General features: G+C 62.6%; 22 protein-coding genes. 13 read left to right on the forward strand and 9 right to left on the reverse strand.

Annotated elements, in window-relative coordinates; genetic code table 11:
- Positions 1-74 precede the first annotated feature (74 nt).
- Positions 75-1,334: an adenylate/guanylate cyclase domain-containing protein gene (locus tag LMTR13_RS18210; protein ID WP_065732783.1), complete on the forward strand. Its 1,260-nt coding sequence runs from the start codon at positions 75-77 to the stop codon at positions 1,332-1,334.
- 107 nt (positions 1,335-1,441) lie between these two features.
- Positions 1,442-2,689, forward strand: coding sequence for an FAD-binding domain (locus tag LMTR13_RS18215; protein ID WP_065729042.1), 1,248 nt, complete (start codon positions 1,442-1,444; stop codon positions 2,687-2,689).
- Between the two features lie 7 nt (positions 2,690-2,696).
- Here LMTR13_RS18215 and LMTR13_RS18220 read toward each other — a convergent pair whose 3' ends face one another.
- The 6 genes from LMTR13_RS18220 to LMTR13_RS18245 all read right to left on the reverse strand — a co-directional run bounded on the left by LMTR13_RS18220 (position 2,697) and on the right by LMTR13_RS18245 (position 11,329).
- On the reverse strand, positions 2,697-3,911 hold the full coding sequence (locus LMTR13_RS18220) for a multidrug effflux MFS transporter (protein ID WP_065729043.1): 1,215 nt from the start codon (positions 3,909-3,911) through the stop codon (positions 2,697-2,699).
- A 201-nt stretch (positions 3,912-4,112) separates the two neighbouring features.
- Entirely contained in the window at positions 4,113-5,357 is a 1,245-nt protein-coding gene (locus LMTR13_RS18225) for an MFS transporter (protein ID WP_065729044.1), read from the reverse strand.
- Positions 5,358-5,535: 178 nt separating this feature from the next.
- Positions 5,536-7,557 carry a peroxidase family protein gene (locus tag LMTR13_RS18230; RefSeq protein WP_065729045.1) on the reverse strand — a complete coding sequence of 674 codons (2,022 nt, stop codon included), beginning with the start codon at positions 7,555-7,557 and terminating at the stop codon, positions 5,536-5,538.
- A 201-nt stretch (positions 7,558-7,758) separates the two neighbouring features.
- Positions 7,759-9,540 (reverse strand): flotillin family protein, encoded by a 1,782-nt coding sequence (locus LMTR13_RS18235; RefSeq protein WP_083219085.1) that lies wholly within the window; start codon positions 9,538-9,540, stop codon positions 7,759-7,761.
- Positions 9,541-9,542: 2 nt separating this feature from the next.
- The gene (locus LMTR13_RS18240) at positions 9,543-10,202 is read right to left on the reverse strand and encodes an OB-fold-containig protein (protein ID WP_065729046.1); all 660 of its coding nucleotides are present in this window, start codon (positions 10,200-10,202) and stop codon (positions 9,543-9,545) included.
- Positions 10,199-11,329, reverse strand: a complete 1,131-nt coding sequence (locus LMTR13_RS18245) for a PspA/IM30 family protein (RefSeq protein ID WP_065729047.1) — start codon at positions 11,327-11,329, stop codon at positions 10,199-10,201. Before LMTR13_RS18245 ends, LMTR13_RS18240 begins: the two co-directional genes overlap by 4 nt.
- A 144-nt stretch (positions 11,330-11,473) precedes the next feature.
- On the opposite strand from LMTR13_RS18245, the gene LMTR13_RS18250 reads away from it, so the two are divergent.
- Positions 11,474-12,856: an Nramp family divalent metal transporter gene (locus LMTR13_RS18250; protein WP_065729048.1), complete on the forward strand. Its 1,383-nt coding sequence runs from the start codon at positions 11,474-11,476 to the stop codon at positions 12,854-12,856.
- A 71-nt stretch (positions 12,857-12,927) separates the two neighbouring features.
- Here the strand turns inward: LMTR13_RS18250 and LMTR13_RS18255 are convergent, their stop codons facing one another.
- The 3 genes from LMTR13_RS18255 to hemB all read right to left on the reverse strand — a co-directional run bounded on the left by LMTR13_RS18255 (position 12,928) and on the right by hemB (position 15,784).
- Positions 12,928-13,704, reverse strand: coding sequence for an arginyltransferase (locus tag LMTR13_RS18255; protein WP_065729049.1), 777 nt, complete (start codon positions 13,702-13,704; stop codon positions 12,928-12,930).
- Between the two features lie 183 nt (positions 13,705-13,887).
- Entirely contained in the window at positions 13,888-14,460 is a 573-nt protein-coding gene (locus LMTR13_RS18260) for an RDD family protein (RefSeq protein WP_065729050.1), read from the reverse strand.
- Between the two features lie 262 nt (positions 14,461-14,722).
- Positions 14,723-15,784: a porphobilinogen synthase gene (hemB, locus tag LMTR13_RS18265; RefSeq protein WP_065729051.1), complete on the reverse strand. Its 1,062-nt coding sequence runs from the start codon at positions 15,782-15,784 to the stop codon at positions 14,723-14,725.
- 187 nt (positions 15,785-15,971) lie between these two features.
- Here hemB and LMTR13_RS18270 point away from each other — a divergent pair, with 187 nt between their 5' ends.
- The 10 genes from LMTR13_RS18270 (at position 15,972) to glyA (ending at position 23,499) form a co-directional block, all read left to right on the forward strand.
- Positions 15,972-16,433 (forward strand): DUF6163 family protein, encoded by a 462-nt coding sequence (locus LMTR13_RS18270; protein WP_065729052.1) that lies wholly within the window; start codon positions 15,972-15,974, stop codon positions 16,431-16,433.
- Positions 16,434-16,887: 454 nt separating this feature from the next.
- Positions 16,888-17,403: a transcriptional regulator LdtR gene (ldtR, locus tag LMTR13_RS18275; RefSeq protein WP_028345688.1), complete on the forward strand. Its 516-nt coding sequence runs from the start codon at positions 16,888-16,890 to the stop codon at positions 17,401-17,403.
- Between the two features lie 347 nt (positions 17,404-17,750).
- Complete coding sequence (locus LMTR13_RS18280) at positions 17,751-17,975, forward strand: hypothetical protein (RefSeq protein ID WP_065732784.1); 225 nt, start codon at positions 17,751-17,753, stop codon at positions 17,973-17,975.
- A 34-nt stretch (positions 17,976-18,009) separates the two neighbouring features.
- Positions 18,010-18,231, forward strand: a complete 222-nt coding sequence (locus tag LMTR13_RS18285; RefSeq protein WP_065729053.1) for a hypothetical protein — start codon at positions 18,010-18,012, stop codon at positions 18,229-18,231.
- 146 nt (positions 18,232-18,377) lie between these two features.
- Entirely contained in the window at positions 18,378-19,634 is a 1,257-nt protein-coding gene (locus tag LMTR13_RS18290; protein ID WP_065729054.1) for an adenylate/guanylate cyclase domain-containing protein, read from the forward strand.
- 50 nt (positions 19,635-19,684) lie between these two features.
- Positions 19,685-20,041: a DUF6152 family protein gene (locus LMTR13_RS18295; RefSeq protein WP_065729055.1), complete on the forward strand. Its 357-nt coding sequence runs from the start codon at positions 19,685-19,687 to the stop codon at positions 20,039-20,041.
- 7 nt (positions 20,042-20,048) lie between these two features.
- Entirely contained in the window at positions 20,049-20,537 is a 489-nt protein-coding gene (locus LMTR13_RS18300; protein WP_197521126.1) for a DUF6644 family protein, read from the forward strand.
- Between the two features lie 14 nt (positions 20,538-20,551).
- A complete protein-coding gene (locus LMTR13_RS18305; RefSeq protein ID WP_065729056.1) occupies positions 20,552-21,127 on the forward strand; it encodes a histidine phosphatase family protein in 576 nt (191 codons plus the stop codon).
- A 124-nt stretch (positions 21,128-21,251) separates the two neighbouring features.
- On the forward strand, positions 21,252-21,887 hold the full coding sequence (locus LMTR13_RS18310) for a glutathione S-transferase family protein (RefSeq protein ID WP_065729057.1): 636 nt from the start codon (positions 21,252-21,254) through the stop codon (positions 21,885-21,887).
- Positions 21,888-22,188: 301 nt separating this feature from the next.
- Positions 22,189-23,499, forward strand: coding sequence for a serine hydroxymethyltransferase (gene glyA, locus LMTR13_RS18315; protein WP_065729058.1), 1,311 nt, complete (start codon positions 22,189-22,191; stop codon positions 23,497-23,499).
- The last annotated feature ends 5 nt before the right edge of the window (positions 23,500-23,504 follow it).

A 23,504-nucleotide genomic window follows, 5' to 3' on the forward strand; every position in this document is an offset into this window, starting at 1 on the left:
CGCGCTGCGCAACATCCGGGGAACGCAGGCTGCCCGCCTTTCACTCGTCACCATTGCACGGCATAATGGGCCGCATGGAGCTTACCCCCCGTCTGCGCCTGATGAACTGGCTGGTCGGCCAGGGCCTCACAGGCCTGCCTCAAAACGATCTGATCCGCGGTTTCTGCGAACGCTGCTGCGCCGAAGGGCTCGGCCTGTCTCGCGGCATGGTCTTCATCGATACGCTGCACCCGATTTTCGAAGGCCGCGGCTTTCGCTGGAACGATGCCGAGACCAACGAAAGCGACGTGTTCGAATACGGCTCCACCAACGAGGGCGAAGCCGCGCAGGCCTGGCGCAGTTCGATCTTCTATTACATGCTCCAAAACGGCCATGAAGAGCTGCCGCTCGACCTCGCCAATCGCACCTCCCACAACTTCAAATTCATGGGCGAACTCGCCGAGAAAGGCCACAAGCATCTGGTCGCCTATGTGCACCAGTTCGGCGAGGCCGGCACCATGGGGCAGATGGACTGCGTCTATTCCTATTGGGTGACACGGAGCGACGAGGGGTTTGGCGCGCAGGGGCTCGCGGCGCTCCGCGAACTCGTGCCGGCGCTGGGGTTGGCGATCAAATCCGCGGCGCAGGCGGACATCACCAAGACGCTGGGCCGGGTCTATCTCGGCCGCGATACCGCCGAGCAGGTGCTGCGCGGCCGGATCGCGCGCGGCGTCACCGAGCGGATCAACACGGTGCTGTGGTTCTCCGACCTGCGCGGCTCGACCGCGATCAGCGAGAGCATCGATCCCGGCGAGATCATCCCGTTCCTCAACGATTATGCGCAGGCCTCGATCGACGCCATTCATGATGCCGGCGGCGAGGTGTTGAAGCTGATCGGCGACGGTGTGCTGGCGATGTTTACGCATGAGAACATGGCGAAGGCAAATCGCGCCGCGCTGCGCGCCGAACATCGCTTCCGCCGCAACATGAGGACGCTGAACGCCCGCCGCACGGCCGAAAGCCGGCCGGTCACATCGGCCCATGTTGGCCTGCATGTCGGCGAAGTCTTTTACGGCAATATCGGCAGCGACGACCGGCTCGACTTCACGGTGGTGGGACCTGCCGTCAACGAGGTCAGCCGCATCGCCTCGATGTGCCGCTCGGTCGACCGTGAATTGCTGATGTCGTCTGCGTTCTGTTCAGGCCTCGATGCCGCGGGGCGAAACTACCTGGTCTCGACCGGCCGCTACGCGCTGCGCGGCATCGGCCGCGCGCAGGATTTGTACACGCTCGATCCGGATATTGCGGCGGATGAGGTGGTCGCCGGGAAGTACGAGCGGTATCTGGCATCCTGAGTCGGCTGGCAAACTAAAGCGTGAACAGCAGATGCCATCCGGGATGGAACGTATTTCTGTGCTTGCGGGTTCCGGATTCGGGTTCTTGAACTGGGCTTCTTTGAGCAATGCCCCACACTCCACAATTTCCGGACAAGACCGTATTGATCTCAGGTGCAGGAATCGCCGGTCCAACGCTTGCGTTCTGGCTCAGGGCAGCCGGCTTCCGGCCGACGCTGGTCGAGCGCGCACCAGAGCTACGCAGCGGTGGCTATGTCATCGACTTCTGGGGGCTTGGCTACGACATTGCCGAGCGCATGGGGCTGATAACGGAGATCAACCGCGCCGGCTACCATGTGCAGGAGCTGCGGATTGTCGACGACCGGGGTCAGCGCGTAACCGGATTTGGAACCAAGGTGTTTTCCGAGTTGACGGGCGATCGTTACGTGACGCTTCGGCGCAGCGACCTCTCGCGACTGCTGTTTGAGAAGATCAGGGGGACTACGGAAGTCATTTTCGACAGCGAGATTGTCAAACTCGAGCAGCAGTCAGACGGCGTGCAGGTGCGATTGAAGCATGCGGGCGAACGACGGTTCGATCTGGTGATCGGCGCCGATGGCCTGCATTCAGGCGTTCGCGGGCTGGCATTCGGGCCGCAGCATCAGTTCGAGAAACATCTCGGCTATGTCGTCGCGGCGTTCGAGGTCCGCGGCTATCGTCCACGCGACGAGGATATATATCTGATGTACGGAACGCCCGGGCGCATGCTGGGCCGCTTCACATTGCACGATGATCGAACGCTGTTCCTTTTCGTCTTCGCCGCGAAAAGCAATTCACTACCGGGCACGCTGGACCTGCAGAAGGCTATGCTGCGCAAGACCTATGGCGAAGCGAAGTGGGAATGTCCGCAGGTTCTGCAGCGGCTGGAGGAAACCGACGAGCTCTATTTCGATCGCGTCAGCCAGATCCGGATGGAGCACTGGTCGCGAGGCCGCGTTGCGCTCGCCGGCGACGCCGCGTTTTGCGTGTCGCTGTTGGCCGGACAGGGTTCGGCGCTTGCCATGATTTCAGCCTACGTACTGGCAGGCGAACTGGCCGGCGCCGACGGACGTCACGAAGAAGCCTTCAGCAACTACGAAGCGCGGTTGCGGAATTACATCCACGGCAAGCAGCAGGGCGCCGAGCGCTTCGCTTCGGCTTTTGCACCAAGAACCGCGGCAGGCCTGTGGTTTCGCAATCAGGTGATAAGGGCGTTTGCCATACCGGGCCTGGCCCGGCTTGTGGCCGGCAGGGATATCGTCGACACCCTGCAACTTCCCGATTACCGGTGGCCGCTGTTGCAGGAGCTTCCGTCGGGCGCGCGGGCGTTGGCGTGAAAGCGCTTCATGGCTTGGTCGCCCGGATCGAGTAAAGCGCCACGGCCACCAGCGAAAACACCATCAGAACTACGCCAAGCGCGAATAGCGCATCGTGGGAAATTGTTGCCGCGAGCCAGACGCCGATCGCAGCCGCCATCATCTGCGAGAAGCCGATGAGCGCTGATGCCGCGCCCGCTTTGTCGCCGAACGGGGACAGCGCCTGCGCCGTACCTAACGGGCTGACGATGCCCATGCCGAGCAGGAACACGCTCATGGCCGCGAGAAACGGCAGGAAGGAGGGGGTGTATAGCGAGACCAGCAGCATCGCGAGGCTGCCGGCGGCGGCGGCGAGCAGTCCGCTCCGGATCGAACGATCGAGCCCATAGCGTGGTGCCAACCGGGTCGCAAGCATACCGGCGGCGAACACGATAAGCACCGTGCCCGCAAAGAACAGGCCGAGTTGAATCGGCGTAAAATGCATCGCCTCGATCAGGACGCGGGGCGCCGCCGAGAAAATCGAGAACAGTGCGCCCAGGATCAGGCTGACGGTTGCCGCCGGTACCACGAAGCGGCGGTCGCGGAGCAGGGTGAGGTAGGTTTTTGCGATGGCCTGCGGATCGAGCGGGGTGCGTGTTGCGAGGTGGGTCTCGCCAAACACCATGCCGTAGGCGAGAGCGCCGAACCCGGCGAAGGCTGCGAGGAATGCGAATTCGGAGCGCCAGCCGAAAATGTGGTCGAGCGCACCGCCCAGCAGCGGCGAGAAGCCCGGCGCTGCTGCCATCGCGATCATGATCAGCGCCATCGCGCGGGCGAGGGCCGCGCCGGAAAACAGGTCGCGGGCAATGGCGCGGGACAGCACCGAGGTGGCGCAGGCGCCGACCGCCTGGATGACACGGCCAATCAGCAGGCTCGGCAAATCACTGGCGAGGCTGCACCAGACGCTGCCGGCGAAGAAGACGGCAAACCCGATCAAGACCGGCCAGCGGCGCCCATAACGGTCCGAGATCGGCCCGACTACAAGCTGGCCCACCGCGAACACTGCGAGGAAGACCGTGATCGCTGCGGTGACCGCCGCGCTCGAAACCTTTAGCGAAATAGCCATCTGCGGCAGCGACGGCAGCAGGACGTTGGTGGCGAGCGTGCCTGTGGCTGCAAGACCCGCGAGCACTGCGATCTGCAAGACGGTGGAGGAAGCTTCCGAACGGGGGCGGGTGTCAATTGCTGCAGTCTGATCGGCCATGAGAGTTCCGCTTCTGTATGAAATGATGTATATCATATAAAGTGGAGCCGGAAAGCGGTAATTGCCCGCGAAGGACATTTTGGAGGAAAGCACCTGTTCGCTCCGTCATTGCGAGCGCAGCGACGCGATCCATCGTGCCGCGAAGGAAAGAATGGATTGCTTCGCTGCGCTCGCAATGACGGCTGCCGGTGTGCCAGCCGGCTAGCAGCCCGCCGGCTCGCCCACCATCTCCGGCTGGCGCGCCAGCGAGACTGCCGGCGACAGCAGGATTACCAGCGCCTGCACTGCGAAGATGGCGGCTGCCAGATAGAGGCAGGCTTCCGCGCCATAGAGCCCGCCGACGATGGCGCCCAGTGCCGAGCCGAGCGGGCGGGCGCCGTAGCTCATGATGTTGATGGCGGAGACGCGGCCGAGCAGCGAGGGCGGCGTCACCGATTGGCGCAGCGTGGTGGTCGATATCACCCAGAGGATCGGGCCAGCGCCGAGCAGGAAGAAGCTCAGCCCCGCGAGCCATGCGGCCGGAATGATGGTCGTGAGCGCCATCACAGCCGCCGCTATGAAACCGGTCACCGGCCCAAGCCCGATCACGGTGCCGAAGGCCAGCCGTTGCATCACCCGCGTGGCCGAGAGTGCGCCAACCACCATGCCGACGCCGTACATCGCCAGCGTCACGCCGACGCCGGTGGCTGATAGCCCGAGATGGCGAACGGCGTAGGGCACGAACACGGCAAGCAGCAGGAACGACGCCGTATTGAAGATAAACTGCGTGATGAATACCGGCCGCAGCAGCGCGTGCTGCAACACGAACGCGGCGCCTTCCCTGATCTCCTGCAAGGGATGGCGGCGCGGGGCAGGGGCGCGTGCCGGTTCATAGATGCCTGACAGCAACACGACGGCCATCACCGACAATGCGGCGGCAAAGCCGAACGCCGGGGCCGCCCCGACCCATCCAACCAGCACGCCGCCGAGCGCCGGACCGCTGGCGAACGCGACCGTGCGTGCCAGTTCGATCCGCGCGTTCGCCGCGGGCAATTGTTCTGAGTTGACCAGCGATGGCACCAAAGCGGGCGCGGCGACGCTGTAGGCCACGGTGCCGCATACGGCGACGAAGCCCAGTAGCGAGAGTAGCGGCAGCGTGATTGCGCCGAGCCAGATCAGCAGCAGCGTCGCCGCAAGCGCAGCCGCTCGCAGCGCCTCGGAGGCCGCCATCACCCAGCGCCGCGAGATGCGGTCGGCGAGGAGACCGGCGGGGATCGCAAACAGGATGAAGGGCAGCGTCAGCGCGGTCTGCAACAGGCCGGTCTGACCTTCGCCAACGCCAAGCAACAGCACCGCGACGATGGGCGCTGCGGCCAGCGCGATCTGCTCGGCCGATTGGGCGGCGAGGTTCGACCAGGCCAGACGGTTGAAGGTCGCGGGCAGGCGAGGGATCGGGTCGGGTGACATGGCAGAGCTTCCTGAGAGATTCGATCTAACCCATTGTCTGTCCCAAGGACGATCCAACCCACCCGTTTCCCGACAAGCCGCTCTCCAAACAAAAAAACCTCCACACGGGAACGTGTGGAGGCGTTTCATCTTCCCATGGCAAGGATCGCGCCGATCCTCAGAAGCTGGCGGATTCGCGTCAAACGTCGAACAGGAAATCGTGCTTTGTCAGTTCATGAGGCCGTACGTCGGTGAGTTCGATCCGGTCGTCACCAACCTGGACCACCGTATTCCCATGGTCGCCCCAGATCCTCACATCGCGAAAGTCCAGACGGCCGGCATTCTTAAACACCAGCATGTCGACGCCCGGATCGAAGTCGGTGATCTCGGCTTTGGTGGATCCGAAATCAAACACGAAGCGGTCCGCGCCGCCATTCCCCGTCATCGTCTGCTTGCCGGTCCCGGCGAATAGATAATCGCCCTGCGGACCGCCGATCAACGTGTCGTTGCCATCGCAGCCGATGACGATCTGACGGGCTTCGGGATCTTCTGATACCACGCCGCCGGCAAGGCCTGTGTGCCGCGCATAGGTGACGAAGACATCGTCCTGGATATGCTTGGTGTCGGTATTGCGCAGAATGATATCGGCCAGCGTCGTGCCTTTGATCTCGGACAACGTCTTGGCATCAAAGCCCTGATTTTCGAACCAGAACCGGTCGCCATCGCGCAACGCCTCGAACTGCATCGTGATGATGGCCTGGAAGGTTTCGCCGACCAGCGCGCCGGGGACGTGATTTTCCGACAAGCCACCGGTCCACAGACCGACATTGTCGACATTGCCGTAAGCAGCCTTCAGTCCGGCCAGCGTCTCCGGGTCGCTCGTGATCTGGCTGAAATCCGTGTAGGGGTCGAGGCCGAGTGCTTCTCGGGTCTGGTTGAGCGTGCCGAGGCCAAGGTCGCGCGCGCGCTGGATATTGATCGCGGCAAGATCGAGAGACGCCGGTGGATCGAAAAGAAAATTGCGCAGGTCGTCGACGATGCGCGCATCGAGTGCCTGCGACGGATCGGCGGCCAAATGGCGGAGCTGCCCGTCTGCGCCGCCATTGTCGATGAAGTTTGCGGCCGGCTGGAAGAATACGTCCTTCAGGTCTTCCTCGGAGCCGGCGATGACTTCGCCGTTCTCCGCAAGGCCTTCGGTTTCGCCCGATACGATCGAATGCCCGAAGCGGAACGCCGCGGCGACGAATTCCAGCGACAGATGGGGATCGACATTGGGGTCATAGCCGTCGTAGGGCGTGAGCGCGTTCTTGCCGACAAGGTTTGGCAGGAACTCCGAATAGGTGATGTTGGCGATTTCCGCCGTCACGATAGCGCGCGCGTGATTGTAGAGCTGGTCGCCGCTCCAGTTCGGGTGCTCGACGTGAAGTCTGTCAACCCAGTAGTTGTGTTCACGCACGAATAGCGTTTGCAGCGCGGTGAGCGCCGGATTTTCTGCGGCACGGACGTCGCCGGCCACGACCATACCGTCGACGATCGGCAGGTTGTTGCCCTGCGACGTCAACATGTGGCCGTCGGCGGTGCGCAGGCTGGCTGCGGTCGCGGCGTCGGACCCATAGACCATCGAGGCGTCGAGCCAGGCGGTATTGGAGTTGACCGCCATGGCCGGGTTGGACGTGCCCGCACCGGTCGTGGGATCGATGACGGCGCGGGTGATCGGGATGATGGTGCCGTCGGGGAGTAAGGGATCGCCCGCGGGAACCACGACGCTGATATCGCTGACGCCGTCCGTCCGGGTCAACGTCATGTCGTGATCGATGAATTGGCCCCATGCGTACATGAAGGCGGACACACCTTCGGGATTCGCCACATCAGGGTCGCCCGCGCCGACCACAAGATTGCTGATGGTGCGGGGATTGTTACCGCCGAGCGGAACGGAAATGCCGTCGGCAAAATGCGCTTCACCGATGCGCGCGAATTCAGTGCCGGCAGCGTTGAGGGTGGAATCGGATTGATTGTTCTGCGAACCGTCGAAGCTGCGGTACTCGATCTTTACGGGCTGTGGACCCGGATGGCACGGCGAGCCGTGAGGGCCATGGTGCTCACCCGGGCCATGCCAGCCGTGCGGTCGGTGCGGCACATGAAAATGGCCGAGAAAATCGCCGAAGTGAAAATCGTCGTTTCTGTCCTGGAGTGCCTCCCAAGTCCGCTTGAACTGACGCATCTGGATGCTTCCCTCAGTTGCAATTGCGAATTAGTTGCAATTGGTGTCACGAATGAGAGGCATTTGCAACAAGGAAGTGCGGGCCGCCCGCAGCCCGCGTGCTTCCCCGACAAGTGAGACATAAGGACTCCAGGAAAAAGGCCCGCCGCGCGAATGGCAGCAGGCCTCGATTTCAACGGCGTTTCGGCTGCTTCTGCTTGACTACGATTTGGGCCCGAGCGCCGCCTTGCCCGTTCCCGAGATGGTCGCGGGCGGTGTTGCTACCTCATCAGCATCATCTTCATCCGTATCATCTTCGATCGCCGGCAGTTCGGCCGGACCGGCCAATTGCTGCGCGGCCAGCGCGTTGGTCAGGCTGGTCAGCGCGTCCGGGCCTGTGGCGAAGCCGCCTTCGGCGAGAATCTTGTCGATGATCGGCTTGAACGCCGAGACCGACAGCAATTGTGCGGCAAGGCCGTCACCAAGACCAAGCCCGTTGCTATGGCCGTTCATCGCGCCATTGCCGCCGCCACGGCCGAGCAGGCCGCCGGTGTCGAAGATCCGGATGTCGGAAATCTTCTCGATCGGCTTGACCGCTTCGGCCAGCGCGTTCGGGATGATGTTGATGCGCGCCAGGGTGAGATCGTAGTCGACCATCGCCTGAGAGAGCTTGTTGCGCGCTTCCGCCTTCAACGCCGCCACCTCGGCCTCGGCTTGGCCGAGCGATTTGACGCCGAGTGCGCGGGTGGTCGCGGCATCGGCATCGGCCTTGGCCAGCATGGTGATGGCTTCCGCCTTGTTGGTCGCGGCCTGGTTCTCGGCTTCCGCCATCACGGTGATCGGCATCGCCTCGGTCTCGGCAGCCTTGCGCGCCGCGATCACGTTGATGATCTTGTCGCGTTCGGCGATTTCGACGGCTTTGGCCGTGGTGACCTTTTCCTCGGCCGCAATTGCCAGCGCACGCGCGGTCTCGGCGACGGTCTGCGCCTCGGATTGTTCCTTGCTCTTGGTCGCGACCGCGATCGCGCTTTCTTGCGCGACGATCTGCAGGTCGCGCTCCATTTCAGTGTTGCGCCGCTTCACCGCGAGATCGGCCTCGATCTTTCTGGTGTCGCGCAATTGGTTGGCTTCGGTCTGCTTGTTGGCGACCGCCAGTTCCTGCTGGATGCGGTACTCGGCTTCGTTCTGCAGCGCGGTCTGCTCGACCTGCGCGGTCTGCGCGCGCATTGCGGCGGTCTTGTTGGCGATGTCGCGCTGCTGGGCCAGTTCGGCCTCGCGCTTGGTGGCCTCGATCGTCAGCGTGGTCTGGCGGGCGACGAGGTCCTGCTGCGCGATATTCACCTCGGTGGTGCGGACGATCTGGTTGCGTTCCTGTTCGCGCTCCCGCGTGATCTTGGTCAGGGTGGTCAGACCGTGGGCGTCGAAGAAATTGCTCGGGTTGAAATGCTTGATGTCGCTCTGGTCGAGACGGGTCAGCGACACCGATTCGAGCTCGAGACCGTTGTTCTGGATGTCGGCGCCGACCGCATCCTGCACTGACTTGACGAAGGTCGCGCGCTGCTCCTGCAACTCTTCGAGGTTCATGGTAGCGGCGACCGAGCGCAGGCCGTCGACGAATTTGGCTTCTATCAGCTCGCGCAGTTCGCCTGCATTCTGGGTGCGGCTGCCGAGCGTTTGCGCGGCAAGCGCGATCGAGGAAGTATCGGGTTTGACGCGCAGATAGAACTCGGCGCCGATATCGACGCGCATGCGGTCCTTGGTGATCATCGAGTCCGGGCCGCCGCGGGTGACCTCCAGCCGCAGCGTCTTCAGATTGACCGCGGCGACGGAGTGGAACACCGGAAGGACGATCGAGCCGCCGTCGAGGACAACTTTTTGGCCGCCGAGTCCGGTGCGGACGTAGGCTTCGTCACGGGTCGAGCGGCGGTACAGTTTGGCCAGCAGTAAACCGATAACAAGAACGGCGATAACGCTAATCGTGACGGGTATTGCAAGTTCCCACATGTTCAAGCCCTGTCTGAACGTTGTTGCGCAATGAGGTCGGCTGGTGCGGAAATAGCGATAAAGCTCTTGGCGTCACGGTCGACCAGCAACACGCTGGCGCCGACCGGGAGGGGTACGGATTCGGGACCAGCGCGGGCCACCAGAGAGTGCCAGTTGCCGAAGACATCCTTGAGTCGGACGCGGCCGGGCAGTCCCTGGTCGAGCGGCCCGATCGAAACCTCGGCGACGTGGCCGATGAAGTCGGCCTCATCCACCGCATAGGTTTCGTCGCGCGGGATGATCCTGGCGATGCCGCGGCTGGTGATGCGGATGGCCGGAATGCTGCAGGCCGCCGCGGCGAGCGCCGCGATCGAGACGGGGACCGAGATCCCCACGCCGTGCGCCAACCCTTGCAGGAAGAATCCCGCGATCGAGAATGTGCCGAGCGCGAGAATGATCAGGATCAAAAGCGGTAGGCGCCCCGCATTGATCCAGAGGAACAGGCCGCCGAGGCCATTGGCATGGTCGGACTCGACGGTGACTTCCTTGCCGAGCAGTTCGCTGATCGAGAAGCCGACCAGCGTCGCCAGCAGTTCGATGCCGCCGAGCGCCAGCATGATTGCGGCGGCTATTGCGAAGGGACGTACGTCGGGCGCCAGCAGGAGGTCGGACACGGCACTCATTGCTGCGATTTGATCCTTTCAAGCCGCGCCGCGATTTCCTTTTCGCGATGCAACCGGTCGAGCTCGTCGAGTTCCTTGTCACCGGGCACCCTTGCAGCGGGCACGCCGGTGACGCGTGCGATCGCTGCCATCGCTCGATCGGGACTCACTGTCTTGGTCGCGCCAGCCGCGCGTCCGGTTTCGTGCGGCGCGTGTTTTTCCAGACTCGCCTCGAGATCGGCGAGGCGGGATTCGGCCTCACGCCGCGCGCCAAGCATCGCCTGCAAGGCCTTGGTCTGCTCGTCGATTTCGAGTTCGATGAAATCCATCGCGCGCTCCAGCGCGGTACCCTGCGATTCCAGATCAATTTGCCGTGCAACGCCAGCGCGCGCGAGGTCTTCGCGGTTTTCCGCAACCGCAAGACGAATCTTGTCGGTCAGCGCGGCAATTTCGGCGTCGAGCTCCTCGCGCCGGCGCTTGAGACGGAACTCCTCAGCGCGCGACTTGCCGAGCGCATGGCGCGCTTCGTCGGCGCCGGCGTCAATCTCGCGGATCGCCTGCTTGACCAGCGCGACCTTGTTGCTGTTCTCGGCATTGTCGACCGTCTCACTGGCAATGGCGGCAAGAAGTCTACCCATACGTGCAAGAATACCCTCGTGAACCATGGTCTGCTCCTCCGGCTGTGGTGATCTCGATTTCACGGCGATGTGGATTTCGTAAGCGCGGCCGTCCGAAACCAAATGAGCCGGGAAAGGACTATCCCAGCCGGCAAGATAGCCGGGGATTTCAAACGGTACCAAGACACGTCCATGGACAGTGCTAATGGTCAGTGAAGTAGGTCCCTTGATCGCAAACAACTTGTCGTCGAGTGGGATTTTGCGCGTTGGCGAGCCTGCGACGTAACTAGCGCGGTCGCGCAGGCCGAGCGTCACGAGGCGAGCGGGCAGTCCTGTCTCGGTGCGGATCCGCTCATAGGCCTGGCCGTGGAGGGCGACGAGGTTGGCGCCGACGGGGGCAACCTCGGCAAGGATCGTCATCATCCGATCATAAGCGGCAAAGGTGGCTTCGATCGCGGTGATGCCAGCCTCGTCGGGTGCGAGAGCGTATCGCAGCGTAGCCGTTGGAGTTTCGACCGGAAGCTTTATCATATCGGCAGCATAAAGTACTTCTTCAGTACTTTACAACGTGGCCGACGGTACCATTTTCGTGATTGCAAGATGCAATTGCACAAGATTGCCAGATGCAGTTGCAAATGAGTTGCAATAAGAACGAAGATCAGCCATCTTGCTCGGATGGATGCGCGAACGCCCGATTTGGGTTCCGAAGCCAAGGGTTTGCCTATGGCCGATACGACCGCCGCCGGGTGGCGCCCTGACGCCGACGGCCGACGGAGCTTGGCCGAGGTCAATTCCACGATCTCGGTGCCCTTTGGCGGGCATTGGTCGCGCCGGCTGCTGGCTTTCCTCGGCCCCGGCTATCTGGTTTCGGTCGGTTACATGGACCCCGGCAACTGGGCCACCGACCTCGCGGGTGGCTCGAAGTTTGGCTACACGCTGCTCGCGGTCATCCTGCTCTCGAACCTGATGGCGATTCTCTTGCAGGCGCTCGCCGCGCGGCTTGGCATCGTCACCGACCGCGATCTGGCGCAGGCTTGCCGCGCCAGCTTTTCCCGTCCCGTCAATTTCCTGCTCTGGGCGGTCTGCGAAGCGGCAATCATCGCCTGCGACCTTGCCGAGGTGATCGGCACCGCAATCGCTCTCAACCTGCTGTTCGGCATTCCCCTGATCTGGGGCGCGCTGATAACTGCGCTCGATGCCTTCCTGCTGCTCCTCCTGATGAACAAGGGTTTTCGCTTCCTCGAAGCCTTCGTCATCTCGCTGCTGATCGTGATCGCGATCTGCTTTTCGATTCAGATCGTAGCTGCTGCGCCGCCGGTAGCTGCCGTTCTGAAGGGGTTTGTGCCGTCGCCCGAGATCGTCACCAATCCGGAGATGCTCTACATCGCCATCGGCATCATCGGCGCGACCGTGATGCCGCATAATCTCTATCTGCACTCCTCGATCGTGCAGACCCGCGCCTACGAGCGCAACGACAAGGGCCGCCGCGAGGCGATCAAATGGGCGACGACGGACTCGACCATCGCACTGATGCTGGCGCTGTTCATCAATGCCGCGATCCTGATCGTCGCCGCCGCCACCTTCCATGCCACCGGTCGCACGGAAGTGGCCGAAATCGGCGAGGCATATGAACTGCTGTCGCCGCTGCTCGGCCTCGGCATTGCCTCGACTCTGTTCGCAGTGGCGCTGCTCGCCTCTGGTCTGAACTCGACCGTCACGGCGACGCTGGCCGGCCAGATCGTGATGGAAGGCTTTCTGCACCTGCGGCTGCCGAATTGGGCGCGGCGGCTCGTCACCCGCGGCATCGCCATCGTTCCGGTCGTGATCGTCACCGCGATCTATGGCGAGCGCGGCACCGGCCAGCTCCTGGTATTCAGCCAGGTCGTCCTGTCGATGCAATTGCCGTTCGCGGTGATCCCGCTGGTCAGGTTCGTTTCCGACAAGCGCAAGATGGGCAAGTTCGTCATCCCGCGCGCAGTAGCTGCCGTGGCGTGGATCGTCGCCGCAATCATCGTCGCGCTGAACGTGAAGCTGTTGTTCGATACTTTCTTCGGGTGAGATGCGAATGGCGAGTAGCGAATAGGGAAACGGATTTCCATTCGCTATTCGCTACTCACTATTCGCTCCCTTCAATCCTGCGGCTCGGACAGCACTTCGCCTGTCGCATCCACTCGCAGCCAGCCTGACGGCGCCAGCCGCTGCTGCGGCAGGAACCGTCCCTTGTAGTCCATCTTCTTGGAGCCCTCGATCCAGTAGCCGAGATAGACGTAAGGCAGCCCCAGCCTGCGGGCGCGGGTGATGTGGTCGAGGATCATGAAGGTGCCGAGCGAGCGGCTGTGCTGCGACGGCTCGAAGAACGAGTACACCATCGACAGCCCGTCGCTGAGCACGTCGGTGAGCGCCACCGCGATCAGCTCCTCGCCGCGCCCGGTGATACCGGTGTCGACGCCGCGCTTGCGGTACTCGATGATGCGGGTCTCGACATGGCTGTCTTCCACCATCATCGCGTAATCGAGCACGGTCATGTCGGCCATACCGCCATGGCGGTGGCGCTTGTCGAGATAGGCGCGGAATACGGAATACTGCTCCGACGTCGGCACCGCGCTGCGCTGCTCGCCGACGATGTCGGCGTTGCGCGCCAGGACTTTCTTGAAGTTGCGCGAGGGGCGGAATTCGTTGGCGATGACGCGCACGGAGACGCAGGCCCGGCATTGGTCGCAGGCCGGGCGGTAGGCGATCGACTGGCTGCGGCGGAAGCCGCCATGGGTCAGGAGGTCGTTGAGGTCGCCGGCCTTGTCGCCGACCAGGTGCGTGAACACCTTGCGCTCGTGCCGGCCTGGCAGATAGGGGCAGGGCGAGGGCGCCGTCAGGTAGAATTGCGGGGTATCACGCGAGTGCTGGGTCACGTCGGGTCGTCACGCCTCCGAAACAAATCAACCATAGCGCTTTCCAACGCAGTACACACCGTTCGCGTTAAGAAAGCGCGTCGGAACAAAAAAGTGCCGGCCCTGCCCCGATTCATTCTGGGCCGGACCGGCTCTAACATCGCGCCCGAAAGGCGGGCGGTCAAATAGTTTGCTGCTGCTCGCTCAATAGTTGCTTCGTGCTGATGGAACTATCTGGGTACGAACCGCGCTGTTGATGACCACGGTTCCCAGGATGATGTCGTGCAGCAGCCGGCGGCGGCTGTTGAACAGGCCGACCAGGAGCACCAGCGGCGTCAGGAACGAGATCGAGACCCAGTACAGCACGGCGTGGCAGGCGCCGAGCACGAAATAGCCCGGCGCGCCGTACCAGGTGCGCAGCTCCAGATCCATCGCGCGCATGCCGAGCGTCGCCGAATGCGGGCCGCCGATCGAGGTACCGTAATAGACGATCGCCCACACGATGGTGGCGGGCCACGCCAGCCAGAACAGCATCCAGCCGAGCCCGAGCGTGATGATGCCGAACACGCCGATGAAGATGTAGCCGAGGATGACGGGCACCGACAGCACGACGAGGTCGATCAGGAACGCAAATACCCGCCGCGTCAGCACGCCGCGAAACAGTTCCGGCTGCGAATAGGGATCGAACGCATGCGGCGGAACCCCGCCGTCGTTCCGCCAGCCGCCGCCGGCATTTGAAGCGCCGCCGCCGGTATTGCCAGAGCCGCTATAAGACATGGTCCGTCCTCCAGGCCGATATTGCCTGACGACACATGGGAACCGGCCGCGCGCTCGCCAAGGGCCTGCGACCATTAACAGCGCGCAATATTCGGGGTGAGCGCAGGATGGACCGCGACGTTTCCGTCGTCCCTGCGAACCGCATGCGGAACGCAGGGACGCAACCACCGCTGCACATTGCAGCAAAGGAAACTGGCCCCATTGCGCTATTGATAAGCTGCGGCGTATGGGTCCCTGCGGTTCGCAGGGACGACGGGGAGGGTTAGCCTTCCGCCTTCAACTTCTCGGCCGCCTTCGGCGCAAAATACGTCAAGATCCCGTCCGCGCCCGCGCGTTTGAAGCCGAGCAGGCTTTCCATCATCGCGCGGTCGCCGTCGATCCAGCCATTGGCTGCGGCACCTGCGATCATCGCGTATTCGCCGGACACCTGGTAGACGAAGGTGGGCATCGCAAAGGTGTCCTTCACGCGCCGCACGACGTCGAGATAGGGCATGCCGGGCTTGACCATCACCATGTCGGCGCCCTCGGCGATATCGAGTTCGACCTCGCGCAGCGCTTCGTCGGAATTGGCGCTGTCCATCTGGTAGGTGCGCTTGTCGCCGGTCAACGTTTTCGCCGAACCGATAGCATCGCGGAACGGGCCGTAGAAGGCGGAGGCGTATTTCGCCGCGTAGGACATGATCTGCACGTCGAGAAAACCGGCCTCGTCCAGCGCCTCGCGGATCGCGCCGACGCGGCCGTCCATCATGTCGGACGGCGCGATGACGTCGCAGCCGGCCTCCGCCTGCACCAGCGCCTGTTTCACCAGGACCGCCACCGTCTCGTCGTTGAGGATTTTGCCGTCCTCGATCAGCCCGTCATGGCCGTGGCTGGTGAAGGGATCGAGCGCGACGTCGCACAGCACGCCGATCTCGGGGAATTCCTTCTTGATAGCGCGCACCGACTGACAGACCAGATTGTTCGGATTCAGCGCCTCGGAACCGTGCTCGTCGCGCAAGGACGGCTCTGTGTAGGGAAACAGCGCGATGCAGGGAATGTTCAGTTTTGCCGCGCGCTCGGCGTCGCGCACCGCCTGATCGACGGTGAGACGGTCGACGCCGGGCATCGAGGCTACCGGCGTGCGCGTGTTGTGGCCGTCGACCACGAACATCGGCCAGATCAGGTCGTCGGTGGTGAGCACGTTTTCGCGCACCAGCCGCCGCGCCCACTCCGCCTTGCGGTTGCGGCGGGGGCGGATGGTCAGGTCCAGCGGGGTGGAGGCGAGGGCGCTCTGCCGCCGCGGCGCGTCGCGCATTTCGATCGGACGCCCGAATTTGATCGCCATGTGAACGGTACTCCTTGAGGCGGCGGGAAGGTTTTGATTTGTTCCAATCTAGCACCTTGCCGCTGCCCCGTCACCGAGCCTTGATCTATCTCATCGGCAATTGATTTTGCCAGCCCCCCGGGCCAAGAGATGAGGCCATGAGGAAATTCCAGCACGCGTTCCGCCCTGATTCCCGAGGTCAACTTTGATGTCTGACGCTTCGGCGCGCGACCAGGGACGGGATAAGGCCATGTCGATGGCAGCGATGTCGTCGGAACGGATCGAGCCCGACGATAATGTGTGGACGCGTCGGCTGGTGCTGTTCCTGCGCGTCATGGCGGTCGTGTCGATCATGAAGGGCCTGTACCACTGGGCGCAGGTCACCGGCTTCATCGGCGGCGAGGAAGAGGCATTCGAGAACCAGTCGATGGCCTGGCAGACCGCCACCGTTTATTTCGCCGTCATCGAACTCGTCGCTGCCGTCGGCCTCTGGCTCGCGACGCCTTGGGGCGCGGTGGTGTGGCTCACCACCGTGGTGTCGATGGCGGTGATCGAATTGATGTTTCCGGGCATCTACGGCGGCAGCCTGACGGTCGTGGCGCTCGAAGCCGTGATGCTGGCCGCGTACCTCGCACTCGCCTGGATGGCCGCGCGCGAGCGACCGCCGTAGGACTCTGGCCAACCTGTCCCCGCAAGAGCGGGACGAGGGAGCAGAGTAGCCTCCTTCAACGTGTCAGTTTTCCGCCATAATCCATCCGCGTGCAGAATCTGCCACGCGATCCCGTACAATTTTCAAGAAATTTGCCCGTAACGATTTGGTCACCGTTAAAGGCCGTAAAGAGTTCCACCACACATCTTACGCGAGCGTTTCGATTTCAGACGCACCTGTTTCCGAATGCGACAGGGAACGCAGACGAAGCGTGAACAGGGCGCTTCCAACGTCAATGAAATGTTGCAAAAAGCCTTGATCCATGGGGCTTAATCCACAATTCACTCTGTTAAATTCATGATCTCTTTATTGTCTTATTTAAGCGGATCTTCAAACCGCCCCCTTAAGTTGAACCTATCAGGCGGGACAGAAGTTTCGTCGAAATAAGTCGAAAAACGACGACAGGGGAAGTGTCATGATCAAAGCCGTTGCAACGGCGGTGGAAACCGCTGAACGCTCTGCCGGTCAAACTCCGGTGCAGCCGCTCTATCTGGAAGCGTTGACTTTGGTCGAGAGGCTGCATCGCCGGCTGCTCGACGTCATCAAGGACGAATTCGATCGCCGCGGCCGCGCCGACATCAACTCGGTGCAGGCTCTGCTGCTCTATAACATCGGCGACAAGGAGCTGACCGCGGGAGAGCTGCGCACGCGCGGTTACTACCTCGGCTCCAACGTCTCCTATAACCTGAAGAAGCTCGTCGAGCTCGGCTTCCTCGATCATCAGCGCTCGCGCGTGGATCGCCGCTCGGTCCGCATTCGCCTCACCGCGCAGGGCCAGGAGATCCGCAAGATCGTCGATGCGCTCTACCAGAAGCACGTCAAGACGGTGGAGCAGGTCGGCGGCATCTCGAACGAGGAGTTCGCGACGCTGAACAAGTCGCTGCACCGCCTCGAGCGGTTCTGGACCGACCAGATCCTGTATCGGCTCTGAGAATTCGCAAGCGTTTTCGCGCCAAGCACGCCTTCGGACTTCAGTCCGGGGTGGAGCCGGTTCTCGCCACGAAAGCGCGTCAGAACGAATGAATCTCGTCTGCCTTGCGGCCAAGCCGGCCATCCAGAAGATCGGCAGCCAACAGCGGACAAATGAACTGGCGAGGCAGTAAGCCCTGCCAAAAAAGCATCGGCGCCGGTCATCCGGTTCCGGTGCATTTTGTTTTTGAAGGGAAATCTCCGCATTTCCGCCAACTGACGCAATTTCCGAAAGAAATCGCGGCTTCTCGCAGTGGAACCATCTTCGCACCTGCGAATTATCGGCCCGGCCACAAAACAGGTGAGGGCATGCTGGTCGAGCGCGGTATTCAGGTCATGAATTTTGAGGTGGTGGGCGATGCCTACTCGATTGCCTCAAACTACCTTCGCAAAAGCGGCGCCATCGCCGACACCCTGGTCACCGACGAACGATTGCTCACAATCATCGTGAAGATGTTCCGGCGCGGCGAATTCAACCGGCTCAGGCTCGCCAACAAGGCGATCGCCACGTTCGAAGCAGGCGCATTGGCCTGACGATCACCCGCATCACGCAACTCAGGAGAAATCCATGGAAGCCGCGATCGAACGGATCATGCAAACCTATGACCTGCTTCTGAACTGCAGCGCCGCTGCCAGTGACGAGGCGCGGGCCAAGGTAACGGCCTATCTCACCACGCTGGTTGAGGCGGGCGAGAAGGATCCGCACCGGCTGACAGTGTGCGGGCTCACCTATCTACGCCAGCTCGACGGCAGCAACGATCCGGTGAAGGCGGGGTATACGGGATTGTAAGGCAGGGGGCATGGTCCGGACTGCGCGTCCCGACGCGCTTGATCGGCACTACAAGCAGCTCGAAGCAGGGCCCTCCACAAGGAGGCCTTGCCTGCCATGTGCACTCCGCCATAGATTTTCTTGGTAGATCCGGCGGAGGGCTTGTCATGGACATGGCGATTCCGGCCAATGAGCCTGAACGGCTTGAGGCACTGGCGAGCTATGCCATCCTCGACACGCTACCGGAAATTGGGTTCGATGAAATCACTGAGCTGGCGGCGCAGATATGCGACTGCCCGGCCGCTCTGATCAGCTTCGTCGACCCGTCGCGGCAGTGGATGAAGGCCAAATACGGTCTTCCGCCGGATCTTTCCGAATGCCCCCGCGAAATTTCGATTTGTCAGGTCACGATCTGCAACAACGATATTCTCTACGTTCCCGATCTCGTCAGCGATCAAAGATTCAACACCAGTCCGCTCGTGACGACCGGCTTGCAGCTCCGCTTCTACTGCGGCGTTCCACTTATCACGCAGGATGGCCATGCCCTGGGTACGCTGTGCGTCATCGACTTCAAGTCGCGCGAGCTCAGCTTCGAGCAGCGCGAAGCTCTACGAAGGCTGTCACGGCAAACGATGGTGCATCTGGAATTGCGTCGCCAGTTGCTTGAGCGCAACGAGATGCTGCGCCAGTTGGAGAAGGCCCGCGACCGCGCTGTTGCCGAGAAATCTGAGTCGGAACGGCTACTCCTCAACATCCTGCCGCCTTCCATCGCAGCCGAGCTCAAGGCCAGCGAGCGCGTCAGGCCGCGCTTCTTCGATTCTGCGACCGTCGTCTTCATTGATTTCACCGGATTTACCCGCATCGTCGAAACGATGGAGCCGGCGAGCGTCATCGATCAACTCGACCAGCACTTCACCAGGTTCGATGATATCATCGCAAGACATCGCCTCGAAAAACTCAAGACGATCGGCGATGCGTACCTCGCCGTTGGCGGCGTGCCGGAGCCCAATCGCTCGCACGCGATGGACGCCGCGCTATGCGCGCTGCAGATACTGGATCACCTGGCCAAGTTGAACCGGCAACGGGAGAAGCTGCGCCTGCCGCCCTGGCTGGCGCGGATCGGAATCAATACCGGGCCGGTGATTGCCGGCGTCGTCGGCAAGCACAAATTCACCTATGATATCTGGGGCAACACGGTGAATGTTGCGGAACGGGTGGAAGCCGCCGGCGTTCCTGGTCGCATCAGTATTTCGGAAGCCACCTGGCAGTACATCAAGGGACGCTTCGAGACAGAGGCCCGCGGCGCCGTCGAGGTTAAGCATAAGGGTCTGGTGAACATGTACTTCCTCGATCGCATCAAGCCCGACTATTCCTCCGACCCGGCGGGGTTGGCGCCCAACGAGCGATTTTGGAAGCAGGAATGAGGGCGCAAGGGGCAGATCGATACTGTTCCTAATAGCAACGGAGGCTCGCCATGACCTCACTCACCCGTCGTTTGTTTCTGTCGCTAGCGGCCAGCCTTGTGCCGGCTTCCGCCGTCGCCCATCACGGCTGGGGCGGCTACGATACGTCAAAATCGTTCACCGTCACCGGCAAGATCCTCAAATCCACCTTCGAGAATCCGCATTGTCAGATCGAGATGGAAATCGGCGGCAAGCACTGGCACTTCGTTCTGGCGCCGCCGTTGCGCATGCAGGCGCGTGGCGCGACGCGTGAGCTGATATCACCCGGCAAGACCTGCACCGTGTTCGGCTATCCTCACAGCAGCAAGCCGGACGAGGCGCGGATCGAATATATCGTGCTCGACGGCAAGCGCATCGAATTGCGGTAAGCCGCACGTGGAACACCAGCCGGCCGCATCGGTCTTCCTGGCTTTGCAGGAAAGCGCGCTGGGTCATGCGATGCGCTCTTCGCCTGCGCTTTATCCCGCGGTCGAGATTCTGCACATCATCGGCTTCGTGATCCTGGTCGGATCCATCCTGGCGCTCGATTTGAGGCTGCTGGGGCTCGGGCGCACGATTGCCATTCAACCGATGGCGCAATTGTTGTTGCCGGTGTCGCGTGCAGGCTTTGTGCTCGCAATCAGCATGGGCTTTTTGCTGTTCAGCGCCGATGCTTCGCATGTCGTGAAAAATCCCGCGTTCCAGGCCAAGCTGCTTTTGATCGGCGCGGCGCTGATCAACATCGTGATTGCGCATGCCGTCCCATGGCGCCATGTTGGGCGCTGGGGTGACAAGGCGTCCGGCGCAGCCAAGGTGACTGCACTGCTGTCGATCCTGCTGTGGCTCGGCGTCATCTGCGCGGGGCGCCTGATTGCGTATTTCTAGCAAGGTCGCTTGCCATGTCCTGCATTCGCTTTGCCATCTTCGCGCTCCTCCTCGGTTTGTTCGGTTCGGCGGAGATCGCCACCGCCGACGAAGCCGCCAATGTCTGGAAGGCGTTGCGCGCTGGGGGGCATGTCGCGCTGATGCGGCATACCGATGCGCCGGGGGGCTTCGGCGATCCGCCCGGTTTCCGCGTCGAAGACTGTGCCACCCAGCGCAACCTGAGCGCCAAGGGCAGGGCCGACGCCGAGAAAATCGGTGCGCGGCTCAAGCGGGAAGGGATTGCGTTTGAAACGATCCTGAGCTCGCCGTGGTGCCGATGCGTCGACACCGCTAAGTTGCTGGACCTCGGCACGATCGAAACCGAGGCGACATTCGGCAATGTCGTGGTGCTGCGCGATCAACGAGAGGCGCTTACTGCGGGCGCCCGCGCGCGCATCGCCAAATGGACGTCGCGCGGAAACCTGCTCATCGTGACGCACGGCGCGAACATTTTTGCGCTGACCGGCGTCTCGCCGGCCAGCGGCGAGATCGTCGTCCTCAAAAGCGGAAGCGATCGCACCGAGCCTGCCGGTCGCCTGCTGCTCGATTGAGCCGGTTTGAATTAACGCGCGTCCGCCCTGGCCTCCTTTGCGCCATAACGATTCCAATTGGCGATCACGCCTTCGTATCGCACCGGTTGAACCACTGCGCTCCAACAAAATTCGAGGAAGCCCCATGCTCACCGTCCATCATCTCAACGACTCGCGCTCGCAGCGAATTCTGTGGCTGTTGGAGGAACTCGGCACGCCCTATGAGATGAAGCGTTATCAGCGCAACGCGCAGACCCGGCTGGCGCCGCCGGAGTTGAAAGAGATTCATCCGCTCGGCAAATCGCCCGTCATCACTGACGGCGACATGACCATCGCCGAATCCGGCGCCATCGTCGATTACATCATCCGCCGCTACGGCCAGGGAAAAGACAAGCCCGCGATGATGCCGGCGCCCGGCAGCGCGGACTACGAGGCCTACAACGAGTGGCTGCATTACTCGGAAGGCTCGGCGATGTTACCGCTGATGCTCAACCTTTATGTCGGCCGGCTGAAGGAGGCGGGAGCGCCGCTGCATCCGCGCATCGACAGCGAACTGGCCAACCACCTTGGCTATATCGACCGCGCGCTGAACGGGCGGGAGTTCTTCGTCGGGGCGTCGCTGACCGGCGCCGACATCCAGATGAGTTTTGTCGGCGAGCTGGCAAAAGTGTTCGACAGGCTCGGGCCGTATCGGAACCTGGCCGCCTGGTTGGAACGCATGCATGCCCGGCCGGCGTTCCAGCGCTCGGTCGCCAAGGGCGGGCCATACCGGTTTGCTTAACAACCCCGGATGTCGTCCCGGCGAACGCCGGACCCATACGCCGCGCCCCAGGGAAGGGGCGCCTTGGCGGACGCCTTGCTAATTCCAAGTACCGGCGGTGGTTATGGGCCCCGGCTCAAGGCCGGGGCGACGACGAATGGGGCTTCACCCCCACCATATCTTGCATAAATATCAGCCTTGTACCGCAAATGCTTGGCCAATTCCGGCCAATGTGGTATCTCGCAGGCGCTTCTTTCGACCGCCACACCAGACCCGCCCGCTTCGCCCCTAAGGGCCTGCGGCGGTGGAGATATTTCGTCCAATGACCTCCTCGCCCTCCAGCGCCAAGACCGGCTCCGCGCCCGACTCGTTCTTCACGGCCACGCTCGCCGAGGCCGACCCGGAAATCGCCGCCGCGATCAAGGGCGAACTCGGCCGTCAGCGGCACGAGATCGAGCTGATCGCCTCGGAAAACATCGTCAGCCGGGCCGTGCTGGAAGCGCAGGGTTCGGTGATGACCAACAAATACGCGGAAGGTTATCCGGGCGCGCGCTACTATGGCGGCTGCGAATGGGTCGACGTCGCCGAGAAGCTGGCGATCGAGCGCGCCAAAAAGCTGTTCGGCGCTGGCTTTGCTAACGTCCAGCCCAATTCAGGCAGCCAGATGAACCAAGCGGCGTTTCTGGCGCTGCTGCAGCCCGGCGACACCTTCATGGGCCTCGACCTCGCCGCCGGCGGTCATCTCACCCACGGCTCGCCCGTCAACATGTCCGGCAAGTGGTTCAAGGCCGCGCATTACACGGTGCGGCGCGACGATCATATCATCGACATGGACGAGGTGGCGAAGCAGGCCGAGCAGGTGAAGCCGAAGCTGATCATCGCCGGCGGATCGGCCTATTCGCGCGCCTGGGACTTCAAACGCTTCCGCGAGATCGCCGATAGCGTCGGCGCCTATCTGCTGGTCGACATGGCGCATTTCGCCGGCCTCGTCGCGGGCGGCGTCCATGCCTCGCCAGTGCCGCACGCCCACGTCACCACCACGACGACGCATAAATCGCTGCGCGGCCCGCGCGGCGGCCTGATCCTCTGCAACGACGAGGCGCTCGCCAAGAAGCTGAATTCGGCGATCTTCCCGGGCTTGCAGGGTGGTCCGCTGATGCACGTGATCGCGGCCAAGGCGGTGGCGTTCGCCGAGGCGCTGCGCCCGGACTTCAAGGTCTACGCCAAGAACGTCGTCGAAAACGCCAAGGCGCTGGCCGAGACGCTGCGCGGCCATGGCCTCGACATCGTATCCGGCGGCACCGACAACCATCTGATGCTGGTCGATCTCCGGCCCAAGGGCCTGAAGGGCAACGTGTCCGAGAAGGCGCTGGTGCGTGCCGCGATCACCTGCAACAAGAATGGCATCCCGTTCGATCCCGAAAAGCCGTTCGTCACCTCGGGCCTGCGTCTCGGCACCCCGGCGGCGACCACGCGCGGCTTCGGCGTCGCCGAGTTCAAGCAGGTCGGCGGTATGATCGCCGAAGTGCTCAACGCCCTGGCGCAGTCGGAGGACGGCAAGGCGCCGCTGGCCGAAGCAGCGATCAAGGAGCGGGTCAAAGCGCTTACCGATCGCTTCCCAATCTATCAGTAGGTCTC

The sequence above is a fragment of the Bradyrhizobium icense genome, assembly GCF_001693385.1.
GTDB classification, from domain to species: domain Bacteria; phylum Pseudomonadota; class Alphaproteobacteria; order Rhizobiales; family Xanthobacteraceae; genus Bradyrhizobium; species Bradyrhizobium icense.